22 protein-coding genes are annotated in these 20,628 nt (G+C 61.7%); 9 read left to right on the forward strand and 13 right to left on the reverse strand.

The genetic code is table 11. The features are described from left to right. Positions 1–118 precede the first annotated feature (118 nt). Positions 119–1,276 (reverse strand): MFS transporter, encoded by a 1,158-nt coding sequence (locus J2Z75_RS15680; protein WP_209853694.1) that lies wholly within the window; start codon positions 1,274–1,276, stop codon positions 119–121. A gap of 248 nt (positions 1,277–1,524) precedes the next feature. Here J2Z75_RS15680 and J2Z75_RS15685 point away from each other — a divergent pair, with 248 nt between their 5' ends. Next, positions 1,525–3,210, forward strand: coding sequence for a calcium-binding protein (locus tag J2Z75_RS15685; RefSeq protein ID WP_209853695.1), 1,686 nt, complete (start codon positions 1,525–1,527; stop codon positions 3,208–3,210). Positions 3,211–3,306: 96 nt separating this feature from the next. Here J2Z75_RS15685 and J2Z75_RS15690 read toward each other — a convergent pair whose 3' ends face one another. The 3 genes from J2Z75_RS15690 to J2Z75_RS15700 all read right to left on the reverse strand — a co-directional run bounded on the left by J2Z75_RS15690 (position 3,307) and on the right by J2Z75_RS15700 (position 6,460). Continuing rightward, entirely contained in the window at positions 3,307–4,047 is a 741-nt protein-coding gene (locus J2Z75_RS15690; protein WP_209853696.1) for a carbonic anhydrase, read from the reverse strand. A gap of 301 nt (positions 4,048–4,348) precedes the next feature. After that, positions 4,349–5,182 carry an aldo/keto reductase gene (locus J2Z75_RS15695; protein ID WP_209853697.1) on the reverse strand — a complete coding sequence of 278 codons (834 nt, stop codon included), beginning with the start codon at positions 5,180–5,182 and terminating at the stop codon, positions 4,349–4,351. Between the two features lie 96 nt (positions 5,183–5,278). Continuing rightward, positions 5,279–6,460 (reverse strand): MFS transporter, encoded by a 1,182-nt coding sequence (locus J2Z75_RS15700; RefSeq protein ID WP_209853698.1) that lies wholly within the window; start codon positions 6,458–6,460, stop codon positions 5,279–5,281. A 165-nt stretch (positions 6,461–6,625) separates the two neighbouring features. Here J2Z75_RS15700 and J2Z75_RS15705 point away from each other — a divergent pair, with 165 nt between their 5' ends. Continuing rightward, the gene (locus J2Z75_RS15705) at positions 6,626–7,522 is read left to right on the forward strand and encodes a LysR family transcriptional regulator (protein ID WP_209853699.1); all 897 of its coding nucleotides are present in this window, start codon (positions 6,626–6,628) and stop codon (positions 7,520–7,522) included. 52 nt (positions 7,523–7,574) lie between these two features. Here J2Z75_RS15705 and J2Z75_RS15710 read toward each other — a convergent pair whose 3' ends face one another. Beyond that, entirely contained in the window at positions 7,575–8,066 is a 492-nt protein-coding gene (locus tag J2Z75_RS15710; protein WP_209853700.1) for a histidine kinase, read from the reverse strand. Positions 8,067–8,407: 341 nt separating this feature from the next. On the opposite strand from J2Z75_RS15710, the gene J2Z75_RS15715 reads away from it, so the two are divergent. Then, the gene (locus tag J2Z75_RS15715; RefSeq protein WP_234937363.1) at positions 8,408–9,124 is read left to right on the forward strand and encodes a gamma-glutamylcyclotransferase; all 717 of its coding nucleotides are present in this window, start codon (positions 8,408–8,410) and stop codon (positions 9,122–9,124) included. Positions 9,125–9,234: 110 nt separating this feature from the next. Here J2Z75_RS15715 and J2Z75_RS15720 read toward each other — a convergent pair whose 3' ends face one another. From J2Z75_RS15720 to J2Z75_RS15740, 5 genes are all read right to left on the reverse strand, one after another. Then, positions 9,235–11,196: an elongation factor G gene (locus J2Z75_RS15720; protein WP_209853701.1), complete on the reverse strand. Its 1,962-nt coding sequence runs from the start codon at positions 11,194–11,196 to the stop codon at positions 9,235–9,237. Positions 11,197–11,396: 200 nt separating this feature from the next. Beyond that, positions 11,397–11,639 carry a hypothetical protein gene (locus J2Z75_RS15725; RefSeq protein ID WP_209853702.1) on the reverse strand — a complete coding sequence of 81 codons (243 nt, stop codon included), beginning with the start codon at positions 11,637–11,639 and terminating at the stop codon, positions 11,397–11,399. A 132-nt stretch (positions 11,640–11,771) separates the two neighbouring features. After that, positions 11,772–12,542, reverse strand: a complete 771-nt coding sequence (tam, locus tag J2Z75_RS15730; RefSeq protein ID WP_209853703.1) for a trans-aconitate 2-methyltransferase — start codon at positions 12,540–12,542, stop codon at positions 11,772–11,774. A 17-nt stretch (positions 12,543–12,559) separates the two neighbouring features. Then, a complete protein-coding gene (locus J2Z75_RS15735) occupies positions 12,560–13,210 on the reverse strand; it encodes a haloacid dehalogenase type II (protein WP_209853704.1) in 651 nt (216 codons plus the stop codon). 213 nt (positions 13,211–13,423) lie between these two features. After that, positions 13,424–13,993 carry a phosphatase gene (locus J2Z75_RS15740; RefSeq protein WP_209853705.1) on the reverse strand — a complete coding sequence of 190 codons (570 nt, stop codon included), beginning with the start codon at positions 13,991–13,993 and terminating at the stop codon, positions 13,424–13,426. A gap of 153 nt (positions 13,994–14,146) precedes the next feature. Here J2Z75_RS15740 and J2Z75_RS15745 point away from each other — a divergent pair, with 153 nt between their 5' ends. Further along, entirely contained in the window at positions 14,147–15,313 is a 1,167-nt protein-coding gene (locus J2Z75_RS15745) for a nucleotidyltransferase family protein (protein ID WP_209853706.1), read from the forward strand. Between the two features lie 74 nt (positions 15,314–15,387). Here J2Z75_RS15745 and J2Z75_RS15750 read toward each other — a convergent pair whose 3' ends face one another. The 3 genes from J2Z75_RS15750 to J2Z75_RS15760 form a co-directional block, all read right to left on the reverse strand. Further along, positions 15,388–15,594, reverse strand: coding sequence for a hypothetical protein (locus tag J2Z75_RS15750; protein ID WP_209853707.1), 207 nt, complete (start codon positions 15,592–15,594; stop codon positions 15,388–15,390). Positions 15,595–15,715: 121 nt separating this feature from the next. Further along, positions 15,716–15,883: a Thivi_2564 family membrane protein gene (locus J2Z75_RS15755; protein WP_209853708.1), complete on the reverse strand. Its 168-nt coding sequence runs from the start codon at positions 15,881–15,883 to the stop codon at positions 15,716–15,718. Between the two features lie 157 nt (positions 15,884–16,040). Further along, positions 16,041–17,081, reverse strand: coding sequence for a zinc-dependent alcohol dehydrogenase family protein (locus tag J2Z75_RS15760; RefSeq protein ID WP_209853709.1), 1,041 nt, complete (start codon positions 17,079–17,081; stop codon positions 16,041–16,043). A 154-nt stretch (positions 17,082–17,235) separates the two neighbouring features. Here J2Z75_RS15760 and J2Z75_RS15765 point away from each other — a divergent pair, with 154 nt between their 5' ends. The 5 genes from J2Z75_RS15765 to J2Z75_RS15785 all read left to right on the forward strand — a co-directional run bounded on the left by J2Z75_RS15765 (position 17,236) and on the right by J2Z75_RS15785 (position 20,480). Continuing rightward, on the forward strand, positions 17,236–18,123 hold the full coding sequence (locus J2Z75_RS15765) for a branched-chain amino acid aminotransferase (RefSeq protein WP_209853710.1): 888 nt from the start codon (positions 17,236–17,238) through the stop codon (positions 18,121–18,123). A 45-nt stretch (positions 18,124–18,168) separates the two neighbouring features. Further along, positions 18,169–18,519 (forward strand): hypothetical protein, encoded by a 351-nt coding sequence (locus J2Z75_RS15770; RefSeq protein ID WP_209853711.1) that lies wholly within the window; start codon positions 18,169–18,171, stop codon positions 18,517–18,519. Positions 18,520–18,547: 28 nt separating this feature from the next. Further along, positions 18,548–18,898 carry a DUF6966 domain-containing protein gene (locus J2Z75_RS15775; RefSeq protein ID WP_209853712.1) on the forward strand — a complete coding sequence of 117 codons (351 nt, stop codon included), beginning with the start codon at positions 18,548–18,550 and terminating at the stop codon, positions 18,896–18,898. Beyond that, entirely contained in the window at positions 18,895–19,248 is a 354-nt protein-coding gene (locus J2Z75_RS15780) for an immunity protein Imm33 domain-containing protein (RefSeq protein ID WP_209853713.1), read from the forward strand. The genes J2Z75_RS15775 and J2Z75_RS15780 overlap by 4 nt, the downstream gene beginning before the upstream one ends. 143 nt (positions 19,249–19,391) lie before the next feature. Further along, positions 19,392–20,480 carry a D-alanyl-D-alanine carboxypeptidase family protein gene (locus tag J2Z75_RS15785; RefSeq protein WP_209853714.1) on the forward strand — a complete coding sequence of 363 codons (1,089 nt, stop codon included), beginning with the start codon at positions 19,392–19,394 and terminating at the stop codon, positions 20,478–20,480. Positions 20,481–20,628: the final 148 nt, after the last annotated feature.

The raw sequence follows: 20,628 nt of genomic DNA on the forward strand, positions 1-20,628 counted from the left end.
TTTCCCTTGTCGCTAGAGAGTAAGGGATGCACAAAGCTGGCGGCCAATCTCCCCCCTTGAGGGGGAGATGTCGGCGTCGCCGACAGAGGGGGGGAACCACAATCTCGAAACTATCTCCTCACACCTTCCTGGCTGATGCGAACACCGCCGTAAACACGACAAGTGCCAGCCCGACGCCGATCGGGGCTGCCGACGGACCGAGAAGGTCCATGATCGATCCCGTCGCGCCCGAGCCAAGGCCGCTGCCCACCGCATAGGCGAGCGAAAACGCGGCACTGCCCGCGACCAGCATTCCGCCGCGATACTGTTCCCCAAGCATGGTCAGCGCGCAGGTGTAGAGCGAGAAGCTCGCTGCCCCCAGAAGCGCGAAATCGGCAAGGATGGCAATCGGCGAGGTCAGGAACGGAATGACGAGGAAGGCGATGGCGCCGATCCCGGCCATCGCGATCGCCACGCGCCGGCGCGGCAGCCGGTCGAGCAACACGCCGATGAAGGGCTGGGCCAATGCCGTCGGCAGCGCCAGCACCGTGACGCTCAGCGCTGCGAACGCCTGCGAATGCCCCATCTTGACGAAATAGACCGGCATCACCGAGATCGCGGCGATATCCGAGAAGCCGAAGGCAAGCACCATGGCGACGAGCAGCGGCGCCTTGCCGAAGAAGACGAAGACATCCCGCGTCGAGGACGCCTCGGGCGTGGTGCGGGTCGATAGCGTCAGCACGGCGGTGGCAAAGGCGACGAGCGCCACGTAGACGGCGGTGAGCGCGAAGCCGAAGCCGCTTTCAGTGCCCATCAGCGGAATGACCAGTGGTCCGGCGGCAAAACCGCCGCAAACACCGGCGCCGTAAAGCCCCGAGACACGGCCACGCAGCCGGTCGGGACAGGCGGCATTCATCCAGGCTTCGCCCAGCATGAAGATGAGGCTGGCAAAGAAGCCGAGCAGGAAACGGGCGAGGAACCACACCGGCAGCGAGGACGTCGCGGCGAACGTCGCCAGGCACAGCGAGCAGCCGACGAGGCTGACGATGATCAGCCGGTCGGTGCGCAGACGCGCCGTCAACTGGCCGAGCAGAAGCGTCGAGGCGGCAAGGCCGAAGGCGAAGCCGACCGCGTTGAAGCCGATCATCGCCGGCGTCACGCCGCGGCTTTCGAGCGTCAGCGAAATCAGCGGATAGGTGATGCCCTGCGCCACCGAAAAGGCGGAAGCACCGAGAATGACGGCGACGATCGCAGCCCAGTCGGGCATGAAGTCGGCGGTTGCGTGTGGTGAATGCATGAGACCCTCGCGGCCTCATATGCGGCCCGAGCCTCTCTTAGCTGAACATTCGGCATCTTGAAATGCCGTGACGGCTTATTATCATGAAGCTCAAGGTTCGCCATTTATACTTCCGCACTGTCTGCACTCACCCAAAAATAGTTTTGGTCGCCAAGTGAATCGCCAAGACATTTTGTTGCTGCCGGTTAAGCTGCGGCACGGCTCGCATTTGGGCCCATTCTTTTCATCCAATGATCGGGAATTGCACGATGACGTCCAGTATCTTCAACACGGATTCAGTCGGCACAGGGTTTCGGGCTTCGCTGGCGAGTGGCGAGATCGCCTTCGTCGGCGCCGGCGTCATGGTCGGATCGACCGACGGCACGGCGATCAACGGCGCTGGCGATGGCATCAACGTCAATGTCCGGGGCTCGGTCATCGGCCAGGCCTCCGCGATTTCCTTCGGGACGGCAACGAACCACGGCAACAATCTCTTTGTCGGCGAGGACGGCTATGTCGGCGGCTTCGCCACCGGCATTTCCATGCTGAGCTACGGTGGCAGCATCGACAACCGTGGCTCGATCTGGAGTGCCGGCACCGGCATCGAAATCCGCGCCAAGTCGCCGGCCGGTGTTTTCAGTACGACCGAGATCAGCAACAACGGCATCATCGAGGGTAATACCGCCGTCGCCAACAAAAGCACGGACGCTCTCTACCTCGTCAATATGGGTACGATCGAGGGGGCGACCTACGCCTTCTCCTCGCAAAGCGGCGCTGCCGATACCATCATCAACGATGGAACGATATTGGGCGATATTTCGCTCGGCAAGGGCAGCGACCGCTATGACGGGTCGCTCGGCGTCCTGGACGGAACGGTGTTCGGCGGCGACGGCCAGGATTTCCTGATCGGCGGCAAGGGCGACGAGAGCTTTATCGGCGGTGCCGATGCCGACGACATCGATGGCGGTGCCGGCAATGATGACATCGCCGGCGACGGCGGCACGGACCGGCTGACCGGCGGTGCCGGCGATGACGAGATTTATGGCGGCAGCGGTTCCGACACACTCGACGGCGGTATCGGGGCGGACTTTCTCAGCGGCGGTACCGGCAGCGATCTTTATCTGGTCGATAACGTCAATGACGTCGTTATCGAGGCAACGGGCGGCGGCAGCGACGTCGTCTTCGCGCTGGTGAGCTTTGCGCTGGAGGCCAACCAGTACGTCGAGCAGATGGTTTTTGCCGATCTGTCGAACTCCGGCGAGGCGGTGACGCTGACCGGCAACACTCTCAGGCAGTCGATCATCGGCGGCGCCGGCGACGACAGGCTCGATGGCGGCGGTGGCACGGACCGGCTGACCGGGCTCATCGGTAACGACACCTATATCGTCGACGGCAGCGACACGATCGTCGAGGCCGCTGGCGAAGGCATCGATCTGGTGAAATCCACCCGCGCGTATACGCTTGTCGCCAATGTCGAGAACCTGACGCTGACGGGAGCGCTGGATATCAATGGCACGGGCAATATCCTCAACAATGTCATCACAGGCAACGACGGCAAGAACACCCTGTCCGGCAAGGACGGCGACGACATGCTGAGCGGCGGCCTCGGTCTGGACAAGCTTGTGGGCGGCGCGGGCAGGGACAGCTTCCTGTTCAAGACGGCCCTGGCCGACAGCAATATCGATAGGATCATGGATTTCAATATTGCCGACGATACGATCAGGCTGGAGAACGGCATTTTTACGGTTTTGACCCATACAGGCGCGCTTGCCGCCTCCGCCTTTGCCATCAACCTGACCGGCGCCGCCGGCGACGCAAGCGACCGGATCATCTACGAAAAGGATACGGGCAAGCTGTTCTATGATGCGGATGGAAGCGGCTCTGCCTCCGGCATCCAGTTTGCGTTGCTGTCGAAGAACCTGGCGTTGACCGCGGCCGACTTCATCATCGTCTGAGGACCGCGAACGTCCACAAAAACAGCCGCTGCTCTCTCCCGCTCCTTGCGCCGTTCAGGCAGACGCGCGGGCGAAAACCCGCGCGTCTTACCGGCATTATACGTTGTCGAAGAACTCCACCGCGCCGGTGTCGAGATGGTAGTAGGCGCCGACGATCTTGATGCGGCCCTCGGCGAGGGGCTTCAGCAGCAGCGGGTCGCTTTCCTCGCGCAGGGTCCGCACGACGCGGCGCACGTTCTGTTTCACGGCATTCTCGACTGCGTCGCCGGCTTGGCCGCGTGCTTCCAGAACCGCCGGGATGATCGGCTCGATCATGTTGTCGATCTGGCCTGGAAAGCGGGCGTTCGTCTCGACCACCGCCATGGCGGCCTTCACGGCGCCGCAGCTTTCATGGCCCATGATGACGACAAGCGGCACGCCAAGCTCCGCCACCGCATATTCGATCGACCCCATCGCGACGGTATCGACGGTATTGCCGGCGTTGCGGACGATGAACAGTTCGCCCAGTCCGCGCCCGAACAGAAGTTCCGGCGGCACACGGCTGTCCGAGCAGGAGACGTAGGCGCAGAACGGTGCCTGGCCCTTTGCCAGTTCAAGACGGCGTGCCTCGCTGCGGTCGGGCAGGACGATCTCGTCGCGCAGGAAGGCCTCGTTGCCGCGCTTGAGAAGCTCAAGCGCCTCGTCGGGCGTCAGCGCCGACTTGCCGTCCTTGACAGGCGCCGGAGCAAGGGCGGCGGCGTATTGTGTGGTGGCTTGCGCGTGCGCTGCGGCGGGCAACGCGGCAACGGCGGAGGCGGCGGTCGCGGTCAAAAACAGACGGCGGGATACGGTACACATGAACAATGCTCTCCATTCGCGGGACGACGCGGATGCGTCGTCGGGTTAAAGATGGACGAGCGTGTTCGGAGAGCTGGAAGAAAGACCCACAAGACTGCACCGAGCACGCTCGATGCGGTCCGACATCACAAGGGCATAATGCCTTAGTCAGAGGGGCCCGGCCCGCAAGAACTGGATATAGGCGCTGAACGGCCCCGCACAAGAACATGCGCCAAACCGCCACACCGGGGCGCGTCAAACGCATGTCATGCGGGGGCCGGAGATTGCCCCCGCAGTGTCTTTCATCCCACGAGCCTTGGGATCAGTCGGCCCTGTCCCAGTCGGGTGCCAGACCGCCGGGGCTGACGATGCGGCCGTTCGGGCGGGCCAGCTTGTGAATGGCGGCCATCTCGTCACTGGTGAGATCGAAATCGAAGATGTCGAAATTTTCCGGCAGCCGGCTTTCTGTCGCCGTCTTCGACAGGGCGATCACATCCTTCTGCTGGATCAGCCAGCGCAGCACCACCTGAGCGGCAGTCTTGCCATGCCTGGCGGCAATGTCCTTCAACAGCGGTTCGTTCGGCACCTTGCCATCGGCCATCGCATAGTATGCGGTGATCGACATGCCGGTGGCGCGGGCCGCATCCAGAACCTTCGTCTGGTCGAGATAGGGGTGATATTCGATCTGGTTGGTGGCAACAGGCGCTTCGCTGAGCGCCACCGATTGCGCCATCAGCGCGGTGTTGAAATTGCTCACGCCGATGTTCCTGACCTTGCCGGCCTTTTTCACGGCGTTGAGCGCGCCGATCTGCTCGGCCAGCGGCACGCCGCTGCTTGGCCAATGGAGAAGCAGGAGATCGACATAGTCGGTGCGCAGCTTCTTCAGGCTTTCATCGACGGAGGCGAGGAAATCGGCGTGCTTGTAGTTGTCGACCCAGACCTTGGTGGTGAGAAAGATATCGCCGCGGGCAACGCCCGATGCTTCGATGGCCTCACCGACTTGCGCCTCGTTGCGATAGATCTGCGCCGTATCGATATGGCGGAAGCCGAGCTTGATCGCCTGCGGCACGATGCGCAGCACGTCCGGGCCGGGCATGCGGAAGGTGCCGAAGCCGAGAACGGGGATATTGGCGCCGTTGGCGCTGACTGTCTGCATGGGATTGTCCTTTCAGGGAGAAGACCCGGCGGCCGGCCGGGTCTGGAATGATCATCTATAGATGTGGCGTTTGCCGCCGGGATCAAGCGGCTTGAGTCAAGCGGCCTGGGCAAGGGCTTCCGGCTTGCGGTCGAGCATGCCGCTGATAACCGTCAGCACAAGCGCACCGGCAACCAGCACCCCACCCACCCACGGCGTCGCCTGCAGGCCGAGCGGCGAGGCGACCACCAGGCCGCCGATCCAGGCGCCGGCGGCGATGCCGAGGTTGAAGGCGGCGATGTTGAGCGCCGAGGCGACATCGACGGCGCCGGGGCGATGCTGCTTGGCCAGCTGCACGACATAGAGCTGCAGGCCGGGCACGCTGGCAAACGACAGGAAGCCGAGGGCTGCGAGCGTGACGAGCGCCGGGATCGCCGAGACCGAGGTGAAGGTGAAGATCACCAGCACGGCAGCCTGGGCGGCAAACAGCCAGGTGAGCGCCTTCACCGGATTGCGGTCGGCTATGCGGCCGCCGATGATGTTGCCGGCGGCGATCGCCAGGCCATAGAGCACCAGCACGAGGCTGACGGAGGAGGCGGCAAAGCCGGTGACGTCCTGCAGCATCGGCGCGAGGAATGTGAAGGTGACGAAGGTGCCGCCATAGCCGAGCGCCGTCATGCCGAAGACCAGCAGCAGGCGGCCCGAGCCGAGCACGCGGATCTGGTCGAGAATGCTGGCAGGTGCCGCCTTCGACAGGGTCGAGGGCAGGAGCAGGGCAATTGCGGTCAATGCGACGGCACCGAGACCAGCGACGGCCCAGAACGTGGCACGCCAGCCGAATGTCTGGCCGATGAAGGTGCCGAGCGGAACGCCGGTGACGATGGCGACCGTCAGCCCCATGAACATCAGCGCGATGGCCGAGGCGCGGCGGTTTTCCGGCACCAGATCGGCGGCAATCGTCGCGCCAACGGAGAAGAACACGCCGTGCGCGAACGCCGAGAGGATGCGGGCAACGAGCAACGTCTCGTAGGAGGGGCTCAGCGCTGCCATGGTATTGCCGGCGATGAACAACGCCATCAGGCCGAGAAGCAGCGGCTTGCGTTCGATCCGGCCGGTGAGCGCGGTGAGGATCGGTGCGCCGAAGGTGACGCCGAGCGCGTAGATCGAGACGATCAGGCCGGCGAGCGGCAGGGTGATGTCAAGATCGGTGGCGACGGTCGGCAACAGGCCGACAATGACGAATTCCGTGGTTCCGATCGCATAGGCCGCGATCGTCAGTGCGAAGAGGGCAAGAGGCATGGGAACACCTTTGTCGCCGGTGGGAGGCCGGACGTGTTGGTGGCGGCAGGCCGGATATCCGGGCCGTCATGGGTTTCGTTGAGCGGAATATGGGCCAAAGCCACTTGCGCGATAATCCATAGGAATGGATAAATGACTGTGAAATGAATTCACAAGGATAGCCGCATGGACAACCGGGCAGGCGAAATGGAGGTCTTCGTCGCAGCGGCGGAGCTGAAGAGTTTTTCCGCGGCAGGCCGCCGGCTGAAGCTGTCGCCGTCGGCCGTCAGCAAGCTCGTCACGCGCATCGAGGACCGGCTCGGCACGCGCCTGCTGGTGCGCACCACGCGGTCGCTGCTTCTGACGCCGGAGGGCGACATCTATCTCGGCCGCGCCCAGAGGATATTGGCTGACATCGCCGAGACCGAGCAGCTTGTGGCCGGAGGCGGTCGCGCGACGCCGCGCGGCCTGTTGCGTGTCAATGCCACGGTCGGCTTCGGCGAGCGCTATATCATGCCGCTTGCCGGCGAATTCCTGGCGCGCTATCCCGAGGTGCGGCTCGATCTGTCCTTGAGCGACGGCATCATCGACCTGATCGAGGAGCGTACCGATATCGCCATCCGTGTCGGACCGATGCGCGATTCAAGCCTGAAAGCGCGAAAGCTTCTCGAAAGCCATCGCATCACGGTGGCAACACCGGATTATCTCGCGCGCTGCGGCACGCCGCAACGCCCGGACGATCTCCTCGCCCACAATTGCATCACCTTCACCTTCGGCAGAACCCCCGGCGAATGGCTGTTCCGCGATCCGACGAACGGTTCGCTCTATACCCGGCCGGCGCCCGGCAATGTGCAGGCGTCGAGCGGCTCGATCGCCCGCAATCTCTGCCTGACGGGGCTCGGCATTGGCCGCATCGGCAAATTCCATGTCGAGCCTGATATCGAAAGCGGCAGGCTGGTCGAGGTCTTGAAGGACTACAATCCGCATGAGCCGGAACAGGTCCATGCGGTCTTCGCCGGCCACGAGCATCTGGCAGCCCGCATCCGTGCCTTCGTCGACTTCCTGGTCGAAAAGATGGAGTAATACGAGACTTGATATGGGCGGGCGGCGCTTGTCCGCCCGCGGACAACCGGGATTATTCGGCTGCCTTCAGCGAGGTGATCATCGCCTGCAGTTCCGGTCCGTGCTGTTCCTGCATGCCCTTGGTGCCCCAATAGGTGATGACCAAGATCTTGCCGGGCTTCGGCGACACGAAAGTCAGGCTGATGCTGACGTCGCCGTCATTGTCCTTGCCGTCCCAGTCGAGGCTGGTCGCCTTCATGCCGTTGAGTTCGCCGTTCGATTCCTTCTGGGTGGCGAGATCCACCGTCACGCCGCTTTTCTTGAGGAATTCGACGCAGGCATCGATCACTTCCTGCGTGCCTTCCTCGTCGGTGACATCGATGGAGAGATAGATCGCATCGTCGCCGGCATTGGCCTCGATACCGGAATCGGTTTCCTTCGGTCCCCAGCTGTCGGGAATGGTGATCGACGCGACCGGTTCGTCGCTTGGAAAGTCCAGGGTCGCGGCATAGGACACGGCGGGCAGAAACGCGGCAAAGAACGCTGCTGTGATCAGTTTTTTCATGGGGGTTACCTCCTCATTGGTTCAGTTGAAGGGCTGATATCGTCGGGTTCATCAAGGCGATTTCGCCGGCGCAAACCGGAACGGGTGCCGTCTCAGTCCTGCCCGTCGGCATTAGGCCCTGGCAATGTCAAGAAGGTTCCCCGGTCAATAGAAATAGCCGAAATTTCGGCGGGCATCGGGTCCAACTTTGGGGCAAATCGCACTTGGTCCTGATCATCCTGCGGCACGCTGAAAGGGGTTTGTGCTGTATGGTGAATGCGGCGCTTGACTGGCCGGATCGCTCTGGCAATTTGGCAGTGAGCAGATACATCCGTTTTCAGACACGCGTAGAGTCCCGCCAAATGCCCAAACCGAGAAGCATGTCCCTGACGCCCGATCTCGTGGCGCTGTGCCACAAGGAGCTGGCCGATCAAGGCCCGGACGGGCGATGGACGGCAATCAGCGATGCGCAATACAAACAACTCGCGGAAGCGCTCGAGCGGCAGAGCCATGGCGAGCCGCTCTGGGTTTTTGCCTATGGCTCGCTGATCTGGAAGCCGGAGTTTGAAGCGATCGACAAGCAGCGGGCGACGGCCTTCGGCTGGCACCGGTCCTTCTGCCTGCATATCAACCGCTGGCGCGGCTCGTACGAGCAGCCGGGCCTGATGATGGCGCTGGAGCGCGGCGGGCGATGCGACGGCGTCATCTATCGCCTGCCGGACAGCGACCGCGCCGCGCAGATCGAACGCATGCTGCGGCGGGAAGTCAGCGCCGTTGAAAATGTCGATTCGGTCCGATGGCTGCCGGTCAAGTCCGAGAGCGGTCCGTGCAGGGCGTTGGGCTTCTGGGTCGGGGCGACAGGCGAACGGATACTGTCCCGCCGGCCGCTGGATGAAGTCGCGGGCATCCTGGCGCGGGCTTGCGGACATCTCGGCTCCTGCGCCGAATATCTCTACAACACCGTTTCGCATCTCGAGGATTTCGGCATTCACGACCGCAATCTCTGGCGCCTTCAGCAGCTCGTGGCCGAGGAGATCAGAACGATTCATCGAGAAGCCATCACCTCGGAGGCTTGTTGAGAGCTGCGCAAACCGGACACCCGCGCACGGATCATCGGGAGGATGGTTGCCATGCTCGCGCGCGGCGAACCCATACACCCGCCGCGCAGGGTTAAGCAGCCATGGCCATCTCAGTGCTCGGCCCGCTGCGCCCCATGTGCCCTGACGATGGCGTCCGCTTCCTTGCCGTACATCTCCTCGAAATGATCGAAGGTCTTGGAAAAATGGCCGATCCCTTGCGTCGCTGACCGCAGCGATCGCGCCAGTTCGTCGAGCGCGCCGCCGGGAACGAGAGCCCGGAAGATATCCCATCCCTTTGCGCCTTCGTCCCGGTCGAAGCCGAGAACCTGGCCCTTGAGGGCCGAGACGATCTGCACGAGGCTGCCCGAATAGATCGACGGAATGTGAATTTCGCCGCGATAGACCGGCTGCATCAGCACGGCCGCTCCCTCCGACAATGCTTGCCGCACGCCCATCTTCGATGCGGAGCGGAACGCATGTTCCGAGCTGTCGACGGCATGGTGCTGGCCGTCGGTCAGCGTCACGCCGACATCGATGACCTTGAAGCCAAGCGGCCCCTTGTCCATGGCCTCGCGTGCACCGGCCTCCACGGCGGGGATATAGTTGCGCGGAACGACGCCGCCCTTGACGGTTTCGCCGAAGGTAAACCCCTGGCCACGATCGTTGGGATGGATGGTCAGTTTCACGTCGGCGAATTGCCCGGCGCCGCCGGTCTGCTTGCGGTGGCGGTAGTGAACCTCCGCCGGTTTCGAAATCGTTTCCCGGTAGATCGGACTCGGCGTCCGGTCGGTGACGGTGACGTGAAAGACGTCCGATAGGGTCCTGCAAAGCTCGCGCAGATGAACCGGCCCCTGGACGCAGACCATCTGGGCGCCGGTCCCTTCCTCCTGCCTGACCTTCAGGCCGCGATCCGTCTCCGACAGTTTGGCCAGGGTTTCGGAAAGCTTGTTCTCGTCGCGTTCGCTGCCCGGAACGAGGATCCTTTCCAGCATCGGCGTCGGCGCCGCCGTCCATTCCGGCGGGGGTACCGACGCATCGGATGTCAAAAGTGCCGGGACGGGCAGGTGGTCGGACTTGATCGTGGCGAAGAGATCGCCCGCTGCCGGCGAAAGCGCCGAACTGGACTTGCCGTTCGCGGGATCCTGGACGGCGCCCAGTCCGGATCCGCCAAGCGATATTCCCTGTCTGAGCCCGCCGCTCAGCGCGCGGACAAGCACGGTCTTGCCGACGTTCTGGCGATGGTAGGCGTGAAAGCTCACTGCCGCCAACCTGTCCTTGTCGACATTGCCTGCAAGGGCAAGACGCTCGCGAAGCGCATCCACCGGCGGGGCCTCGTGGCGCAGCGCCTTCATCAGCCGCATCATGCCGTTGCCATGGCTTGCCGCACCGATCAGGACCGGGATGATCTTGTTTTCGCGAAGCACCCGCGTGGAGATGGCATAGAGCGCCTCGCTCGGCGGCTCGCGGTCTTCGATCAGTTCTTCCAGGAGCCCGTCGTCGAATTCGGACAGGTGTTCCAGCAGTTCGGTGCGTGCCTCGCTTTCGCGCTCGGCTGCGCTTTCCGGGATGGCGATCAGCGCCGACGTCTGCCCTTCGCGGTAGCGCCATGCCCGCTCGGAAATCAGGTCGCAGCTGCCGACGATCCTGTCGCCCTCGCGGATCGGCACCTGGCGCAGCAGCAGCGTATGGCTGGCATAGTCCTGAAGGGCTGCGATCACGTCCCTCAGCCGCCCCCTCGGCTCGTCCATCCGGTTGACGAAGAGAATGCAGGGCGTTCCCGAAGCTTCGATCACCCTGAGATAGGGTGCCGCGAGCACGGCCTCTTCTGGCGTCGGCGAGACGCACAGGATGCAGGCGTCGCTGGCCAGTAGCGCATGCTGCGCATGCGCCAGCGCCTCGTTGAGACCGGGCGCATCCAGCGCGCACCACGCCTCGTTTCCGAAGGTGAATTCGGTGAGATTCAGGCCATACGGAGAAATGGATTTTCTCGGCGCTCCCTCCAGCGAGCCGAGCTTTTCCACGATTGTCGATTTTCCGGTCTGCGAGGGTCCAAGTACAGTAAAGCAGCGCATGGGCGGTCCTCCACCTGCCATAAGCTCAATTCTCGGCCATCACAGGATGCCCTGAACCGGCGCAAGGCGCCAGAGGGGGATTTTTTATGGGACGGGTTGAAGGGGCGGCTGCTCCGTGAAGGTCGACAGGTCTCGGTCGGGCGGGGCCTGTAGACGAGAGGATCGTCAGCGCGGAAAATGCGAGGCGACGAAAGATCGGTTTATTCCTCTTGAGACGAGGTATCCGGTTCGTCCGACTGTTTTTCCGGCCAGCCTGCGAGCGCACAGGCGACCAGACAAAAGCTGGACCAGACGATGGCGACGGTCGGAAACCAGGCAAACGTGGCGTTGTCGATATAGTCGTGGCGGATCAGCTGGGTCCATATCACCATGATGACATAGGCACCGGCCAGCGCCAGAACCGGCAGCGCCAGCATGCGTTTTACAAAGAAAGTCCAGGTCATCCGTTCTCTCCGATCCCCCAGGCAGGATATTTCGACGGAGAAAATAATCAATACCCTAGATTGTAACGGCGTGAAATAAAACCGACGCCCCAGCGTTCGGACATCATGCAATTCTCCCGCGGCCGGCCCGGTTTACCGCTTGACCGCGACCACGAACAATCGCGGGAATTTGAGCAGCACCCGTCCATCCGCAAGCGGCGGGTAGGCGTCACGGATGTGGTCCAGATAGGCGGAAAGATAGGTCTCGCGTGCATCCGGCGGCAGGACGTCGAGATAGGGACGAAGGCCGGTGCCCTTCACCCATTCGACGATCGCGTCGGCATTGGCCAGCCGGTGGTAGTAGATCGTGTGCCAGACGTCGATCTTGATGGATTTTGCCGTCAGCCTGTCGAGATAGGCGGCAGGTGCCGGCAGCGGATCGCGGCGTTGGCTGCCGTTGGCATAGAATTTCGAGAAACGCGCGTCCTCCGCCAGATCGCGCATCGAGGCATGCGACGGCTCGTCCAGATTATCCGGCATCTGCACGGCAAGCGTTCCGCCGGGGATCAACTGGTCCATAAGCCGGTCGAGAATGGCCAGATGGTCCGGCAGCCATTGAAAGACGGCGTTAGCGAAGAGCAGCACGGCGGGCTGGGGCGGCGTCCATTCCGCCAGGTCGCCCTTTTCAAAACGCGTATGCGTCAGGCGCTTGCGCGCCGCGGTCAGCATGTTCTCGTCGCTGTCGATACCGGTCAGCAGATAGGCGGGGAACCGGTCGTGGATCAGTTCCGTCGAATTGCCGGGGCCGCAGCCGAGATCGTAGAGCGGGCCATCCGGCAGGTTGGGAATCTGGTCGAGCAGGTCGCGGGCCGGCCGCGTGCGTTCGTCCTCGAATTTCATATATTGTTCGGCAGACCAGGACATCTCTTCTCCCGTGGTGTTTAGAGGCTTTCCAGCGACGGCAGGATCAGCGATGGACCGAAATCGGCATATTCGTCGGGCATGTTGCTGCGGTTGATCCAGACGGTGCGGAAGCCGAATTTGGTGGCGCCGGCGATATCCCAGCGGTTGGAGGACTGGAAAGATACTGCGTCGGGATAAAGCCGGTAGGTGGTCGTCACCATGTCGTAGACCGCAGGGGCCGTCTTGAAGGATTTGACCGCCTCGACCGAAAAGATATCGTCGATGATCAGATCAAGCCCCGCCTTCTTCACCGCCGATTGCAGCATCTGCGGCGTGCCGTTCGACAGGATGGCGATGCGCGCGCCGCGATCCTTCAGGTGTTTCAGCACACCAGGCACTTCCGGATAGCAGTCGAGATGCCAGTAGGCGTCGAGCAATGCGGCCTTCAGCTTGCGGTCGGCGGAGGGGAAACGGGCAAAGGCGTAATCCAGCGACTGTTCGGTCAGCGTCCAGAAGTCGGTATAGCTGCCCATCAGCGTCCGGATCCAGGAGTACTCGAGCTGCTTGGCCCGCCAGAGATCGGAAAAGGCCTGGCCGTCCGGACCCATCGCAACCGCATGCTTGCGCACCGCCGCGTGCACGTCGAACAGCGTGCCGTAGGCATCGAACACATAGGCCGCATGAGACATAAAACCCTCCCGTCATTTCCGTCGCGCCAACTTACCCACGAGTCTCCTTCAAAATGCGAAAGAGGCACGGCAGCGCATTGATTGATCGCATTTTTCCGCCGCTGTGCCTTGTCGGCCGGCAGGCATGATACGATCGCCGCTTGAATACGGTTCTTGGCCGGGATCATGTCAAAAATTTGTGCGATGCACAATCACTCTCGGTGGAAAGCCGGATCAACTCTTCGCGGGTTTCCAGACCTTGGCGGGAAAACGCAGCGCCTGCTTGGCCAATCGACCCTTGAGGCCGAGCATCGTGTCGCAGAGACCGGTCACATGCCGGTTCGGCTTGGCCTCCGGCCGCAGCGCGTGCAGCGCCGCGGCAGCCTCTTCGGGTTCCATGGTGCGCGCGAGAATGCCGAGCGTCAGCGCCGTCGAGCGGCCGATGCCGCGCAGGCAGTGGATGAGGAGATGCGCATCCTCCGGCAGGTTGTCGATGAAAGCGAAGGCCTGCTCGATATGGGCGGGCCGCGCCGCATCCGGCTCGTCCGGATCTGTGACATCGCCGAACAACAGTTCCAGGTGCCGCTCCGCCGGCAGATCGATCATCGACAGAAGCTTGGTTCCCGGCGCGCGGATGGAGATCAGATGGCTCGGCGCCCATAGAGCCTTGTTGTGCCGCGCCTCCGTCTGCGAGGCAACGATCACCCGGACCGGCCAGCCGTTCGGATGGGACGCATTGCTCGCAAGCAAGGGCTCATAGAGCGCATCCGCCTGCTTCTCCTGCCTTCCCGCCGCAAGTGCCATGGCTCACCTCGTGATTCCGTTGCCTTCCGGGTGAAAATATCAGCGAGGACGGGGGCGGGGGAAGAGGGTTTTTGTCGGAGAGTACCCCGATTACGCCGGCAACGGTGTTGAGTTATAATGTTTTCGCAAAATAATTATAACGCGGAGACGGCCATGAAGGAGATCGATCTTGCCTATCGGACCCTGTTTGCCGAACTTGGGCAGAGATCGCTGGACGGGACTTTTGCTGCCGATTTTCCGCTGGAGGGGCGGTTTGTCACCGTTCCTGTTAAGGGTAAGGAATACTGGTACTTCGATATGCCGACGGGCGGCGGCGACAAGCGGTCGTATGTCGGTCCGAAAAGCGACGCGGAAATCACCGGGCGGGTATCGGCTTTCGGCCATGTGAAGAATGACCTCAAATCGAGGCGCAAGCTCGTTTCAACCCTGGTCCGCGAGGCCGGAATGAGCGCACCCGAACGATTTACCGGAGACGTGGTGGAGGCGCTGGCAAACGCGGGCCTGTTCAGGTTGAGGTCCGTACTTGTGGGAACCGTGGCCTTTCAGACCTATTCCGGGCTCCTGGGTGTCCGGCTTCCATCGTCCGCCATGCAGACCGGCGATGCCGACTTCGCGCAATTCCATTCGATCTCTGCTGCGGTTGGCGACAGCATCCCTCCCATTCTGGACGTCCTGCAAAAGCTTGACGACACGTTTCGGCAGGTTCCTCATATCAACCACAGTCAAAAAGCCACCCAGTTCATCAATGCCGGTCGCTACAAGGTTGAATTCCTGACACCGAACACCGGAAGCGACGACAATCAGGACAAGCCGGTGGACATGCCGGCCCCTGGCGGCGCATCGGCAGAACCGCTTCGTTTCCTGGACTATCTGATTTACGAACCTGTGCGGACCGTCATGCTTTGGAAAAGCGGTATTTCCGTCAATGTGCCAGCGCCAGAGCGCTACGCCACCCACAAGCTGATCGTGGCATCGCGGCGCCGGAACGACGACAACGGCATACTGAAGCGGGACAAGGATGTCAGGCAGGCGGCATTGTTGTTCGAGGCTCTCGGGCAGACCAGGCGTCATTCCGATCTGGCGGTCGCCTTTTCCGAAGCCTGGAACCGCGGGCAGGCATGGCAGGACGGGATCAGAAAGGGAGTTTCATTTCTCGCAGCCAAACATCGCACGGACCTGATGTCCGTCCTGCGCGAGGGCATGCAGGAGATTGGCGAAAACCCGGATGACTACACCCTGTTCAAACTGCGCACTCCGGATCATCAACCCGGAACGGTGGACGCATCCAACGGGAACCACAATGACCCCAGCCTCAAATGACGAACCGAGTTATACTTTTTTCGCGAAAACATTATAACTGCCCGGTTGCTTGTGCTCCGACAACACGGGAAGCGTCATTTCTTCTTTTTGGTGGCAGCCTTTTTGACCGGCTCTTCCATGACAGCCTCCTGGCCGAGCCGCAATGCCTTCAGCATGGCGGTCTTCTTGTTTCGCGCCACCAGTTCCGCATTGATGATGCCGAGCGCGACTGCGGAGGTTTCGTCCTGGCTGCGTCGCACCGTGACTTTGGCCGGAGCCTTGACGTCGTTATTATCAACCAATGGATGAACTCGCTTTGTCGTAGTGTTGAGGGTGGAACGGGAGATTTCTCTCCCGTCGACGTCAGAGCATCGTACGCTCAGTTTGAGCCAACAGAATGCATCTTGTTGAGCGGATGATGCTCTAAAAGACCGCGAGATATTTCAGCAGCGAAACAACGCCGATGATGATCACGATGATCCGGACGATCTGCTTGGCGCGAGCGTCGATCGGCAGCCTGGCAACAAGATAGAGAACAAGCACGATGACGAGAAACGTGATCAGAATGCTGATCAGCATGGATGATGCCATTTATTCCACTCCATAAGCAACGACGCGTTGTCGCGACAATGGCTGAAATAGGGCACTCAGGCTGAATTGGAAGCGGCGCAGGGCGGAATAGTCGCCGCGACCATGATGCAGGTAGCGGCTCGGTCGTCGGCGGCAAGCAGTGCGGCGCCACGAGATGCTAGAACCGCGTGATCACGCTGATCCCCAGGTCCTGCGCCGTATCCATCGTCATCAGCGCCGGCACCGCTTCCTCCAGGCTGATATGCCGGCCGATGAGTTTTTGTGGGTTGAGTTTGCCGGTTTGAAGCATCGCCATCATCCCCTGGTAGCGCCAGGCCTGCATGCCGTGACTGCCGTAGATTTCCAGCTCGTGGCCGATCACCTGGCTCATCGGGATCTGCGGGCTGGCATGCTCGCCGAGCATCAGGCCGACCTGTACATGGCGGCCGCGGCGGCGGAGATTCTTGATCGAGTTGAAACAGGTGACGGGCGAGCCGAGCGCGTCGATCGACACATGCGCGCCGCCCTTGGTAATCTCGCGCACGGCCTCGGCGACATCGCCGGTGACGCTGCCGTCGATGGTGGCGACGGCGCCGATCTCGCGGGCAAAGGAGAGCTTCGTCTCGGAAATATCGATGGCGATGACATTGGCGCCAAGCGCCGTGGCGATCATGATCGCCGACAGGCCGACGCCGCCGCAGCCGTGCACCGCCACCCATTCGCCGCCGCGCACCCGCCCCTGGTCGACGATGGCGCGGAACGACGTGGCGAACCGGCAGCCGAGGCTGGCGGCGGTGGCATAGTCGAGATTATCAGGCAGATGCACGAGGTTCTGGTCGGCGAAATCGATGGCGACATATTCGGCAAACGAGCCCCAATGGGTAAAGCCCGGCTGGAACTGGTTGGCGCAGACCTGTTGATTGCCGGAATGGCATTCGCCGCAGCGGCCGCAGCCCGACACGAAGGGCACGGTCACCCGGTCGCCGACCTTGTAGCGCAGCACGCCTTTGCCGGCGGCGGCAACGGTGCCGGCCAGTTCGTGGCCGGGCACGTGGGGCAGGGCGATATCCGGATCATGGCCCATCCAGCCGTGCCAGTCGCTGCGGCAGAGCCCGGTCGCCTCGACCTTGATGACGACGCCGTCGTCGCTCGGTGTCGGATCGGGCAGGACCCGGATATCGGGCGTCTTGCCGAAGGCGTCGTAATACATGGCTTTCATCGGATGGGTCCTTGTGCTTCGGCCGGCAGACTATGCGAGCAGTCCTTTGCGATCCAGATTGGACGGCATGACTTTTTTTGATGTACCTATTTACCCCAATTCTCGATTTTCGGGTTATGCCGGATATGAGAAACACAAAAAACAGGAGACCGTCATGGCCGTCGAGACTTCCCCGCGCAGCACCACCTGGACCTATGTCGATGGCGAGTGGCTTTCCGGCAACCCGCCGCTGATCGGCCCGACATCGCATGCCATGTGGCTGGGCTCGACGGTGTTCGACGGCGCCCGCTGGTTCGACGGCATCGCGCCCGACCTCGACCTGCATTGCCAGCGCGTCAACCGCTCGGCGCTGGCGCTGGGCCTGAAGCCGGTGGTGGCGGCCGAGGACATCGAAGGTCTCGCCTGGGAAGGCGTGAAGAAATTCGACGGCCAGACGGCGATCTATATCAAGCCGATGTATTGGGGCGAACACGGCATGCCCGGCAGTGTCGTCGCCGTCGATCCGGATTCGACCCGGTTTGCGCTCTGCCTGTTCGAAGCGCCGATGGGCGAAGGCCCGGGCGGACAGTCGCTCACCGTCTCGCCCTTCCGCCGCCCGACGATCGAATGCATGCCGACCGACGCCAAGGCCGGCTGCCTCTATCCCAACAACGGCCGCATCCTGATCGAGGCCCGCAACCGCGGCTTCTCGAACGCACTGGTGCGCGACATGCTCGGCAATATCGCCGAGACCGGCTCGTCCAACGTCTTCATGGTCAAGGACGGCGTCGTCTTCACCCCCGCCGCCAACCGCACCTTCCTTGCCGGCATCACCCGCACCCGCGTTATCGGCCTTTTGCGCGACGCCGGCTTCGACGTGGTCGAAACGACGCTGACGCTGTCCGATTTCGAAGCCGCCGACGAGATCTTCACCTCCGGCAACTATTCCAAGGTCGTCCCCGTCACCAAGCTCGAAGACCGCGACCTGCAGCCGGGCCCAATCGCTGCCAAGGCGAAGGATCTGTACATGGACTGGGCGCATTCGACGGCGTCGGATTTGTGAGGGGGCGGGCGCCGAGCGCTGTCACCCAACAGTGAAAGCGCTGGTGTGCCTGTCTTCAAATTCCATATTGGTTTCAGCCTGGAGTTTCGCGGGGTGCCGATGCGTAGAAACAGTATGCTTTATTTTTCTTCGGCGGCAGCGTTGGCAGCTTTTCCAATTGTCGGGGTTTTCACGACGTCATACAGCGAGCCCTCTCTCGCTTTGATGGCTACGGTTGGGTTTGCAGTTTTAACCTTTCCCCTGGGCATTCTTGCTTGGGCAATTGGATTTCCTCTTGTCTACTATGGAATCGCAACTCCAGCCGAAATGGTTTTCGTTATGACTCCCTTCTACGCGGTATTGGGATACATCCAGTGGGCGCGGATTTTGCCCGCTTACTATCGCAGGCAACGCTAGTTCAAACGGTGCATCACATGCACAGAAAATGCAGCGACGAAAGCGAACTGTTGTGCATCCAGACCTTCAAAATCTTCTCAACGCTCTGCGTGAACTGGAGAATTTTCTGGATCACCAAGGTGAACCGTTCTGGGCGACGAACGTTCGACGCTGTGCCGATCGGATTGAAAAATCAGACGCTTACGGGCTCCAGCATTACATCAATCTCTTCGGTGGCATGGGATCGTTGAATGATCTTGTTCTATATCGCGATGGCTCATGGCTCACGAAAGAGAACGATCGGTTGGCGGCTTTGCGGTCGAAAACCTGGGCGCTTGCCAGTCAGTTGAAACGTGAAGTCGATACGTGTCACGTCAGCAGTGAGGCCAAGCCGTCATGAGCGCCAACCTATTTGACATTGAGCAAAAGCGGGTCTGCAACAGATTTGGAGCGGCGTTCTCTCCGCCGCCGGACGACAGCATGCTGGGCATCTCGCTCAACGTAAAGTCGTCGATCATCCCGATCAACGGGTTGCGGCATCCACCGGCGCTTCAAACAAACGGCTGGTACATATGGGGTGGAGAAATATTTCCCGATGACGATGGGTTCAGTGCGCTTCACTATTCCCACATCGCCACTTGGAATCCGATGATCGTCAAATTCCTGTCGCTGCCGCCGGGGTGGAGATTCCTGACGGATGGCGCCTATGAGGACGTCTGGTTCGATGAAGCGCTTCTGGATATTGCTTGAGGTTCCGCAACCAAACGCAAAAACCGCGACCTGCATCGCCGGCGGCTCTTCCTGAACACCTATTTCAGCATCGTGCCGCAGCAAACGCTTGTCCTCTCGTGGCGCATCATGGCATGAGGATGCCTTTCTCCGGAGACTGGCACATGACCGAGAACAGAAGCATGATGGTCAGACGACCATGGAACGTGTTGGCGTTTGTTGCCTTCCTTTTCCTGGCGGCACCGGCACAGGCGACGCCCGTGCTCGTCGTCGATGCCGACAGTCGCCAGGTGCTCTACCAGGAGGATGCCGGGGCCCCATGGTATCCGGCCTCGACAACCAAGCTGATGACGGCGTTCGTGGTGTTTGAAGCCCTGCGCTCGGGCGAGGTGAGCCTGACGACCCCCGTCACCATGACCCGAAACGCGACGAAACAGGCCTTTCTCGAATCCGGCCTCACCTTCGGGCGGACGATGACGCTCGATGATGCGCTTTTTGCCATGATCGCCGCATCGGCCAATGACGTCGCTGTTGCTCTCGCGGAAGCGGTGGCTCCCGACGAAACGGCGTTTGTCCGGAAAATGAACGAAGCGGCAGCCCGCCTTGGGATGACGGGCACCCATTTTTCCAATGCAAACGGCCTGTTTGACCGGAACAACTATACGACCGCGCGGGATCTGGCGATCCTTGGACTGGCAGTGGACCGGATGTTTCCGGAGTATCGCCGCTTCTTCCTGGCCTCGGCGGTGACGATCGACGGCAAGGAGATCAAGTCCAACAATCTGCTTTTGACCCGCTTTTCCGGCACGATCGGGATGAAGACCGGTTTCCTCTGCGCCTCCGGGCGCAACTTCGTCGGGCTGGCCACACGAAATGGCAGACGCGTGATGGTGGTCATTCTGGGCGCGACGACGGAGCGGGAACGCAATGAACGATCGGCGCAATATCTGACCCAGGCCTTCGACGGCCGCCTGTCTTCCAATTCGGGTCTTGTCGACAATCTGCAAAACCGGACCGATGTCGCGCCGCAGGATATGCGCATTCGCCTCTGCACCGGCGAGAGCGTTGCCTACGAGGCCAGCCGCAACGCACTTTATCCGATGGGGCTACCGGGCAATAAGAGCTATTTGGAGGACCAGATCCAAGGGCAGGTCCACGCGATCACCACCTGGGCGAACGAAAACGTGACGGACGTACCCGTACCGGCTCGACGTCCTTCCTTGCCACAGCAACAAACCGGCTCTGCTGGCTGAGGCGGATGCGCCGATTTGGCGCCAATGAGTATCGGCTTTTGCCGAAGAGTTCCGCGGCCTCTACCCAACACACAAAAACACGGGTTGAGCTGTCCTCCCGCAACGGCTATCTGATGCCAACCCCAAGCCATCCCTCCGCACACAAGGC

The organism is Rhizobium herbae (genome assembly GCF_017873135.1).
In the GTDB taxonomy this organism is placed as follows: domain Bacteria; phylum Pseudomonadota; class Alphaproteobacteria; order Rhizobiales; family Rhizobiaceae; genus Pararhizobium; species Pararhizobium herbae.

Coding starts and splice junctions, on each gene's coding strand:
- J2Z75_RS15680 (WP_209853694.1), bottom strand. CDS start 1,276: ATGCATTCACCACACGCAACCGCCGACTTCATGCCCGACTGGGCTGCG.
- J2Z75_RS15685 (WP_209853695.1), top strand. CDS start 1,525: ATGACGTCCAGTATCTTCAACACGGATTCAGTCGGCACAGGGTTTCGG.
- J2Z75_RS15690 (WP_209853696.1), bottom strand. CDS start 4,047: ATGTGTACCGTATCCCGCCGTCTGTTTTTGACCGCGACCGCCGCCTCC.
- J2Z75_RS15695 (WP_209853697.1), bottom strand. CDS start 5,182: ATGCAGACAGTCAGCGCCAACGGCGCCAATATCCCCGTTCTCGGCTTC.
- J2Z75_RS15700 (WP_209853698.1), bottom strand. CDS start 6,460: ATGCCTCTTGCCCTCTTCGCACTGACGATCGCGGCCTATGCGATCGGA.
- J2Z75_RS15705 (WP_209853699.1), top strand. CDS start 6,626: ATGGACAACCGGGCAGGCGAAATGGAGGTCTTCGTCGCAGCGGCGGAG.
- J2Z75_RS15710 (WP_209853700.1), bottom strand. CDS start 8,066: ATGAAAAAACTGATCACAGCAGCGTTCTTTGCCGCGTTTCTGCCCGCC.
- J2Z75_RS15715 (WP_234937363.1), top strand. CDS start 8,408: ATGCCCAAACCGAGAAGCATGTCCCTGACGCCCGATCTCGTGGCGCTG.
- J2Z75_RS15720 (WP_209853701.1), bottom strand. CDS start 11,196: ATGCGCTGCTTTACTGTACTTGGACCCTCGCAGACCGGAAAATCGACA.
- J2Z75_RS15725 (WP_209853702.1), bottom strand. CDS start 11,639: ATGACCTGGACTTTCTTTGTAAAACGCATGCTGGCGCTGCCGGTTCTG.
- tam (WP_209853703.1), bottom strand. CDS start 12,542: ATGTCCTGGTCTGCCGAACAATATATGAAATTCGAGGACGAACGCACG.
- J2Z75_RS15735 (WP_209853704.1), bottom strand. CDS start 13,210: ATGTCTCATGCGGCCTATGTGTTCGATGCCTACGGCACGCTGTTCGAC.
- J2Z75_RS15740 (WP_209853705.1), bottom strand. CDS start 13,993: ATGGCACTTGCGGCGGGAAGGCAGGAGAAGCAGGCGGATGCGCTCTAT.
- J2Z75_RS15745 (WP_209853706.1), top strand. CDS start 14,147: ATGAAGGAGATCGATCTTGCCTATCGGACCCTGTTTGCCGAACTTGGG.
- J2Z75_RS15755 (WP_209853708.1), bottom strand. CDS start 15,883: ATGGCATCATCCATGCTGATCAGCATTCTGATCACGTTTCTCGTCATC.
- J2Z75_RS15760 (WP_209853709.1), bottom strand. CDS start 17,081: ATGAAAGCCATGTATTACGACGCCTTCGGCAAGACGCCCGATATCCGG.
- J2Z75_RS15765 (WP_209853710.1), top strand. CDS start 17,236: ATGGCCGTCGAGACTTCCCCGCGCAGCACCACCTGGACCTATGTCGAT.
- J2Z75_RS15775 (WP_209853712.1), top strand. CDS start 18,548: ATGCAGCGACGAAAGCGAACTGTTGTGCATCCAGACCTTCAAAATCTT.
- J2Z75_RS15780 (WP_209853713.1), top strand. CDS start 18,895: ATGAGCGCCAACCTATTTGACATTGAGCAAAAGCGGGTCTGCAACAGA.
- J2Z75_RS15785 (WP_209853714.1), top strand. CDS start 19,392: ATGACCGAGAACAGAAGCATGATGGTCAGACGACCATGGAACGTGTTG.